3 protein-coding genes and 3 pseudogenes are annotated in these 8,941 nt (G+C 38.8%); 4 read left to right on the top strand and 2 right to left on the bottom strand.

The window, feature by feature from the left end; all coding sequences use genetic code 11:
• Positions 1-1,141: 1,141 nt before the first annotated feature.
• From bglX to QZ562_RS21340, 4 genes and pseudogenes are all read left to right on the top strand, one after another.
• Complete coding sequence (gene bglX, locus QZ562_RS17225) at positions 1,142-3,382, top strand: beta-glucosidase BglX (RefSeq protein WP_293762889.1); 2,241 nt, start codon at positions 1,142-1,144, stop codon at positions 3,380-3,382.
• Positions 3,375-5,204 (top strand): glycoside hydrolase family 3 protein, encoded by a 1,830-nt coding sequence (locus tag QZ562_RS17220; protein ID WP_293762886.1) that lies wholly within the window; start codon positions 3,375-3,377, stop codon positions 5,202-5,204. Before bglX ends, QZ562_RS17220 begins: the two co-directional genes overlap by 8 nt.
• A 688-nt stretch (positions 5,205-5,892) precedes the next feature.
• A pseudogene (locus QZ562_RS21345) lies at positions 5,893-6,084 on the top strand (FG-GAP-like repeat-containing protein); the annotation flags it as partial.
• A 185-nt stretch (positions 6,085-6,269) separates the two neighbouring features.
• Positions 6,270-6,353, top strand: coding sequence for an ASPIC/UnbV domain-containing protein (locus QZ562_RS21340; RefSeq protein ID WP_363315377.1), 84 nt, complete (start codon positions 6,270-6,272; stop codon positions 6,351-6,353).
• A 425-nt stretch (positions 6,354-6,778) separates the two neighbouring features.
• On the opposite strand, the pseudogene QZ562_RS17210 reads toward QZ562_RS21340, so the two are convergent.
• Together QZ562_RS17210 and QZ562_RS17205 are read right to left on the bottom strand one after the other, a co-directional pair.
• Positions 6,779-6,883: pseudogene (locus QZ562_RS17210) on the bottom strand (transposase); the annotation flags it as partial.
• Between the two features lie 515 nt (positions 6,884-7,398).
• Positions 7,399-8,941: pseudogene (locus QZ562_RS17205) on the bottom strand (PAS domain S-box protein); the annotation flags it as partial.

Genomic DNA, 8,941 nt, shown 5'->3' with positions numbered 1-8,941 from the left:
GACATCTAGCCTGCCTAGCTATTATCTTCTAGTTATTCACGAACTGATACGTGTTTTTCTTGGTAATCAGGTAACTGTTAACCATGCATATTACGATGGCGGAAGTGACAATAACCAACTTTTCAAATAATTACATCATATGAATAGTATCGGCGGTTCGAGCCAATCCAAGGCAACAACAAAACCGATAAGGTTGAGCAGAAATCCGTTTGTTACTAACACAACACACCTTTTCTTTCTAACTCTCCCTAACCTTCCGGATACTTTCCAACTCAATTTTACCAAGTAATCGAACAATACAGCATTTTACATAAACCATAAAAACTAGGATGAAATTAATTTAGTTACGTATCCTGTGGAATTTTGCAACACCATCAGACGAGTACGCTCATGATAATCAGAGGTTAACTCATCAGCTACCACCAGCCATAAAATAGCAAAGTAGTAAAGACCAGATAAAAAATAACGAACCAGCAATAAAAAATAAAATGGAAGCTTTCTCTTTGACCTTGAGTTAATCGTCACATTAAGAAATAAATCACACCTACTGCTACACCACCGCGAAACATTTATGGTTTACGTCATCCCCATTTTAATTTAGCTTGACTTAACACAACTTGAAATACAGTCTGTCAAAGTGTTATGTCATCGGTCAATCAAGATAATAAGCTAAGTAATTCCAGCAACGCAGTTATGTAAATAAGCCACAGATTAACTTTTTGTAAGGTGTATTTTGTCTTAAGGGTTTATTTCAAAAATGTTGTTGTTCGTTCATTAAAACGCCCACTTTCATCCGTTAAGGAACGGATAAAAAAAGATGACTAGTAGAAAAATATTTCTATATATCTCGGCACTCACAACTGGATTCAAACCGACTCTACATAGAGAAAAGTAATCAACCATACAGAAACGATAAGTCGTTAAATTTTATAAGTTAAAGTGTGTTTTTACAAAATGGTTACATTTAAAACCTGTTTATCAACTGCTACTAAATACTCTATCCTACCTATCTCACATTGAGTCCATCCTAGCTTGTTTAGATTGTGTAAATTCTATAGTGAAATATTGTTAGCTCCATATTTAAACATTTTATTAACAAACAAACTGCTCAGCCAAAATCTTGGCAGCAACGGGTCTTTTAATGTCATCAAATTTGTCTATCGAAGCATCAAATCAAATCAATGAATGCGCCGAAACATCACCCTATCCAAGCATGTTAATCAACTTACAAGCGAGCATGACCACAGAAGAAAAAATTGGCCAAATGAGTCAGTTTTTTAGTCATGGTGAATATATTTCTGAACATCTGGCTGAATCGATTCGTCAGGGCCGAGTAGGCTCTGTTTTAAATGAAGTCAGATTACACACAGTTAATGAATTACAACGACTGGCAGTTGAAGAAAGTAGACTAGGTATTCCTTTGTTGGTTGGACGCGATGTGATTCATGGTTTTAACACTATATTTCCTATCCCATTAGGCCAAGCAGCCAGTTGGTGTTCTGAAACAGTTAAACAATGTGCTCGAATTAGCGCACTAGAAGCAGCTACTGTTGGAGTTAATTGGACTTTTGCACCGATGATCGACATTAGCCGAGATCCTCGTTGGGGAAGAATTGCAGAAAGCTTAGGCGAAGATCCTCATTTATGTTCGGTCTTAGGCGTTGCTATGGTCGAGGGTTTTCAAGGTGACGCCTTGCACAAAGATGGCAATATTGCTGCCTGCGCTAAACATTTTGCAGGATATGGCGCTGGTGAAAGTGGTCGTGATTACAGCACCGTTAATATCCCAGAAAATGAATTACGCAACGTCTATCTGCCACCTTTTAAAGCTGTTGCCGATGCGGGTGTCGCTACTTTTATGTCAGCTTTTAACGATCTTAACGGTGTACCTGCCTCAGGCAATAAATGGTTAATGACTGACATTTTGCGTCAAGAATGGAACTACCCCGGTTTTGTGGTCAGCGATTGGGAGTCAATTCAACAGTTAACAACGCATGGCTTCAGTAAAGATAATAAAGACGCCGCTTATGAGGCTGCAAATGCCGGTATTGACATGGAAATGGTCAGCACCACATATCTTGATCACTTACCTGACTTGCTAGCGCAAGGCCATATAAGCATTCAACAAGTTGATACTGCAGTCACAAAAATATTGCAACTGAAATGGCAACTGGGCTTATTTGATTCTCCTTATACTGATGCAAGTATGTTGCCTGTACCACTTAATCCAGAGCATTTACAGATTGCCAAAGACGCTGCAATAAAAAGCTGTGTACTCCTCAAAAATGAAAACAATATTCTTCCACTATCAGCAGAATCATTACACTCAATTGCTATAATTGGACCCTTAGCCGATGATCCATATGAGCAACTAGGTACTTGGATTTTTGACGGTGACTCCCAGTACAGTCAAACCTGCCTGCAAGCTATTGAACAGCTGTTATTGGGACAAGTTAGTATCAAACATGTCAAGGCTATGCAGACATCTCGGAGTTACAATCAAGCCGACTTCAAACAGGCAGTTGATTCAGCGTCTGCTGCAGATGTAGCCGTCTTAATCTTGGGAGAAGAGTCTATCTTGTCAGGAGAGGCCCATTGTCGAGCAGAGATTGGTTTACCCGGCTGCCAAGAACAGTTAATCGATGCTATTGCCCAAACAGGCACACCCATTGTGTTAGTAATCATGGCGGGTAGACCGTTAACGATCGAAGATATTTTACCAAAGGTTGATGCAGTTTTATTTGCATGGCATCCAGGTACGATGGGGGGGCCAGCCATTGCGGACTTATTATTTGGCAAAGCCTATCCTTCAGGAAAACTGCCTGTTACTTTCCCCAGAAAAGTAGGACAGGTGCCTATTTACTATGCACAAAAACACTCTGGTAAGCCCGCAACTGAAGCGACATATGTGCACATGGATGATATTCCCGTGCGATCACCACAAACCTCACTCGGCATGGCTGCTACTCATTTAGATACGCACTTTAGTCCTTTATTTCCTTTTGGTTTTGGCCTTTCTTACACTCAGTTTCACTATCAAAACCTTGAAATTAGTAGCAAAACATTACACTTAGGCGAAACATTAACGATTAAAGTATTGTTGACAAACACGGGCAAAATAGAAGGTGAAGAAGTAGTACAACTGTATATCCGTGATCTGGTGGGCAGTGTGACTCGTCCAGTCAAAGAATTAAAAGATTTTAAGCGTGTAAAACTCGCTGCGGGGGAAAGTGATTACATCACCTTTGACTTGTGCACTGATAAACTTGCCTTTTATGACAGAAATATGCAACTCAATATAGAGGCCGGTCAATTTCACCTTTGGGTAGGGGGTTGTTCACAAACTGGGCTGCGGGATGAGTTTGAGATAATAGATGATTAATAGACGCAAAGATAAATCGTTAGAAAATAAAGTACAGGCTTTATTAGACATAATGACACTCGAGCAAAAGGTGGGTCAAATGACCCAAGCTGAACGCACCACGTGTTCACCAGAACAAGCTAAAAAATTTCATATTGGCTCAATACTTAGTAGTGCTGGCTCTTGTCCAGGCAACAACCACCCTCAAGAATGGGTAGAAATGAATGACACCTATTGGGTGGCATCAACCTATAAAGATGAACATCATTTAGGTATTCCTATCTTATATGGATTAGATGCCGTTCATGGTAACAACAATGTCAAAGGGGCAACGGTGTTTCCACACAATATCGGTTTAGGTGCCGCTAATGATACCCACTTGATTAAAAAAATAGCCCAAGTCACAGCAAAAGAGGTGCTTGCCACAGGTGTTGATTGGACATTTGCTCCCAACTTAGCAGTGTCTCGTGACTATCACTGGGGTCGAAATTACGAAAGCTTTTCTGAGACTCCCGCTATAGTACACAGTTATGCCGCTAAGATAGTACAAGGGCTGCAAGGTGTGTTATCCGATGGAAATGTTATGGCTTGCGCAAAACATTTTATTGGTGATGGAGGTACTCATCACGGTATCGACCATGGTGACACCCAGTTAAACTTTGAAGAGCTAAAAGCTTTACATATTCGCCCCTTCCAAGCCGCTATAAAAGCTGGGGTATTGAGTGTGATGGTATCATTTAGTAGTTTGAACGGTGATAAATGTCATGGACATAAATTTTTATTAGTCGACACATTAAAAGAGAATATGGGGTTTGACGGGATATTGATCTCTGACATGCAAGGCATCGATTATCTAGAGGATGATTTTTATCTAGCTGTAGCAAGAGGTGTCAACGCTGGGATCGATATGTTCATGGTACCAAGAAACTGGCAGCTTTTTACTGAACATTTACTCAGTCATATTGAGCTAGGTACGGTGCCTATAACTCGGATTGATGATGCAGTTAAACGTATTTTATCTGCTAAGTTTACTTTTGGTTTATTTGATAAGCCCCGCCCAACACTTAGAAAATGGTCTAATCACGCTTCGTTTGGTAGCGATGAACATCGCCAAGTGGCGCGTAAAGCGGTCAGAAAATCCCTGGTGTTACTAAAAAATGCTCACAACATTCTTCCTCTCAATAAAAATGCTCGAATTTTAGTTACGGGTAAAAATGCCAATAATCTTGGCCATCAATGCGGTGGATTTACGGTTAATTGGCAAGGCGTATCTGGCAATGACGAAATTGTAGGTGGGACATCGATTTGGCAAGGCATTAAACAAGTCGCCGCAAGAGCGCAGCTAAGTCTGAGTGATGATGGCATGGATGCATCAACTGATATGCATGATGTAGCGATAGTGGTAATTGGCGAAACACCTTATGCTGAGGGTATGGGCGATATTAGAGTTGATGATAAAATCATCAACGAGGCAGGTTCGCAAATTAATGGCCAAATAAAAATACTGCAGGCTAGTGGCGTCTCTCTTGAACTTAATAAGTTATACCCGGAAGATTATCAAACCATTAAAAATATCATTAGCAAAGGTGTGCCCGTGATAGCTATTTTGGTCTCAGGTAGACCACTTATTATTGAACAAGAACTAGCGTTGTCGAGTGCTTTTATAGCAGCATGGCTTCCTGGTTCTGAAGGTCAAGGTATCAGTGATGTATTATTTGGCAGTCATAACTTTACAGGCAAATTATCTTTCAGTTGGCCACAATTGGCGCAACCTAAAGTCAATAAGGACGATAAAGACTACAATCCTCTATTTCCTTACGGGTTTGGCTTAACTTATCATTGAGATTGAAATTAATTTTAATAAGAGAATTTCAATGTGCACATTTCAAATCAATCATCAAAACCGAGCTTGATGATTGATCAACTAAACCTTTTAACAATTTAATCGGTAATCATTCTGACAATTAAAAGGCTAAAGAGTCAGGAGTAAATAGGTCCATTGGACATCTAAACTTTGCAACCGCAATATCTGAACAGCTATTTGACTCATGTCCAACAAGGGGTCATTTTAGCGTTTGAATAATAATCGTGAAACATTACTCAATATCAACTTATACAAATATTATATTACTCTCGTAAATAAACTCTTTTATGCTGATTTTCTCTACTATTTTCTGGCTGCGGTGGCGGAAGTAACGACATCGGCAGTCAGGGTCCTATAGAAATATTAATACCACCTATTGACAGTATTCAGGTTTTTGAACGCTCAGCCGACACCGAACACATGTGTAATGCACCATACGCACCTGCTGAGCTAGAAAATAATTTTGTATAAGTTGATGAACAAGTGGGGTTAGATTTTTTTATCAAATGGCAAACGGAGATTCGTGGTTCGCAAGATACAAAAAGAATTTTCAATAATCGTTTGGATCAAAATCAAGGCAATGAAGAGTCTATAGATGTCACCAATGCTGCCGGTGATAGAGAGGGGGCATTGGTGATGGGGCTCATGTCTTAATGATTTCAATAATGACGGTAATCTAGACCTTTTTCATGTTAATGGATTTTATAGCCAGTCAAATTTCCATCTCGTTGACCCATCTAGACTGTTTATGTCAAATGGTAATGGCAGCTTCACTGAACGCTCTGTTGAATTAGGAATTGATGACACCGACATGGGTCGAGGTATTGTCTTTTTTGACTATGATAGAGATGGTGACCAAGACATTTTTGTAGCAAATCATGACCAGCCCGCACGCTTGTACTGCAACGACGGAAATCAAAATACATTCGTAAGCATTAGGTTAGGGGCACAGTCTCCTAATGTACAAGCGTTGGGTGCTAGGATCTATGTGACAACTGGTGAGGTAGAGCAAATGCGAGAACTTAACGCAAACAGTAATGACGTATCGCAAACCCCGTTGAAGCACACTTTGGACTCGGAGCCGCCAACAATATTGATAAGATAACAGTGGTATGGCAGGTGGAATAGAATCCATAATTGAAGATGTTGCTGTTGATTAATTTTTAATCATTAAAAATTTAGTAAACATTTATCTGAATTAGAGCAAACGTCACTTCTTTTATGTCAAAACCTAGGTTAATACCTAACCTAGGTTCAAATAATAACATTGAAATATGAGTAACTTTACCAAAACGAATAGTTTCTAAAGCAGGCCTAACATACTAATGTTTTTATGAAGTAACTATAAACATGTTGGAAAATAACAAAAAAAAATTATCAGTGAATACTTAAATTATTTTAGGTGAATATGAGATATTGAGTTACTTTTAAAAAATTGGGAAGCGTAATCAGTGATAGTCTGTATTTTGGGCATGGTGGTTTTGCTTGGGGCAGAAGTTTTTGGCTTCATTGGTCTTTAAGGGAGCATGCACAACGAATAAGTATTTTCACTTTGCACCTTCATCTAATAAAGCTTCTGATTTAAAATGCTGCTTCCCAAAACATCCAATATAATCATCTTCTTTATTGGCTTCTCGGCGTATTTTCTCATCCAAATTGTACTTAATAAACTTTTTAAAAAAACCATCACCACGAAAACGAAAACGAAAACTCATAAAGTATTACCGTTTTTATAGATATACCCTTTTATTTTTAGCTGAATACAAACTAGGTATTAATTTATCCTCTGCTTTAGCATCAGTGGTGATATCGATAACGAGTCTATTGGCATCGATAGTACTGATAATCGATATTTATTCTGGTTACAATTAATGCCGCGATAGATATAAGACCCGTTCATTAAGGCACAGGTAATATGGTTGCGTTAACGAGAGGTACAGGTATAAGTGCTAAATCAGTAGGTAAAATCAATGTCATTTCAGCATAAAAAATTGAGATAAAAGTTATGGTTAATGTACTTATGTTCGGTATTTGTGAGATGTTTTTCTAGGCAATGGATGTTATCTGGTGGCAATGTTATAGCTTCAACTGTGATACGAACCCACTGTGTTATTTACAATGTTTTTGAGTTTAGAAAGCTTCAATGCAAACACATTAGCGAGCTAATTGGGCTTCAATTATTCAAATGCGAATAAATAACTCGTAAAGTATTATTCAATGAACGTTTCACCGTTGGCCATGAGATTGAAATATTATCGACTAACCCCTGACGACAATCCTCTTCTAACCTTGTCACAACGTCAGTCAGCGCATCAGAGTTCACCTTATTAGCCACAATTACAAGCTTGCGAGCACTTTGTAAAATAGAAGGAACGTTATCTGCAAGTACGGCTTTATTTGCTTCTTTGATGCCATTTTCCAACTCAACCATTAGCTCGTTCAAGGCAACGGGTAAAGGTTTAGTCACATTTTGAATTTGTAAATAAGGCAATAAGTCGAACCAAATGGCAGGATTACTTGGCATCACAATTTTTGAGATTTCAGATGGGACTTTATTTTCTTGTAACGGTTGATTCCCTATAGCTTGTTTAAGCTCTTCTTTATGTGCTGACAGTAGAGCATTCTCTTGTTCAACTAGCTTAGCGTGATTCGACTCCAATTCTTGTTTCGCTTCTTTAAGCGCACTTTCTTTATCATTTAACTGAGACTGACTGTTATGCAAATCTTGTTCTAGTTTATGTAACTGCCCAGCTAACTCAGTATGATTACTATGTTGGTCGCTCAAACTCACTTTACTGTTTGAGTATTCTTGTTGCACCGTTTGTAATTGCTGACTCAACTGCGCCTGTTTTTCTTCTAGACAATGAATACTCTGCTCACTACCGAACAAATTTTGCTGTTGTTGTTCGAGCTGCTCTTGGAGTTTGCGTTCATGCTCCTCTTGTTGTTGTATACGGCGTTGCAACTGCTCTGCTTGATCACGTGCTTGATTGAGTTCATGTTTTAGCTTTTGTTCGCCCGATTGTGTCGCTGATACTTGTGATTCAGCTTCTTGCAGTTGTTCTAAGTTATCTTCGAGCTTGTGTTGCATTTGACTATTTTGCTTTTCAGCTTCAACCAAAGCTTGTTGCAATTGCAATTTTTGTTGTTCAATTTCTGCATGATGTTTACGCCATTGTTCATCACTGCCTTCAATCATTTCTTTTTGTTTAACTGCACGGTTTTCTACATCGGTGAACTCAACAGTCAATTGTTCTAGTTTCTGTTGTTGGTCTAAATGAGCCAGTTTTTCAGCATCCGCTTGGCGCTTAATATGATCCAGATTACCTTGAGTATTTTGTAACTGTTGACGTTTAGCAGCAACATCATCTTTTAACTCTTGTTGTTGTTTTTGCCAATATTGATCACTTTGGGCTATTTTTTGTTGCTGTTGTTTGTTTTGTTGCTCCATTTCCGCTAGCTCATTTTGGAGTTTCTCAAACAGCGCTTGTTGGTGTGCTTTCTCGGCTCTTTCTGCTACTTTTTCTGCTTCTGTTTGCTGTTTAGTTTGTGACATCAATTGCTCTGTTTGTTGCAACTGTTGTTGTTTAACCATTAACTCTTGTTGCAATTTTTGCTGCTGCCACTGCCATTTTTCATCACTTATTGCCATCTGATGTTGCTGCTGAGCATTATGTGATTCCATTTCACTTAACTCATTTTGTAATTTTTCAAAC

The organism is uncultured Paraglaciecola sp. (assembly GCF_913058035.1).
In the GTDB taxonomy this organism is placed as follows: domain Bacteria; phylum Pseudomonadota; class Gammaproteobacteria; order Enterobacterales; family Alteromonadaceae; genus Paraglaciecola.
Note: the sequence above shows the minus strand (reverse complement) of the source record. Positions and strands in the feature narration are given on the sequence as shown.

What these genes read in the sequence shown, in the direction of transcription:
- bglX (WP_293762889.1), top strand. Translation starts at nt 1,142, where the DNA reads ATGTCATCAAATTTGTCTATCGAAGCATCAAATCAAATCAATGAATGC.
- QZ562_RS17220 (WP_293762886.1), top strand. Translation starts at nt 3,375, where the DNA reads ATGATTAATAGACGCAAAGATAAATCGTTAGAAAATAAAGTACAGGCT.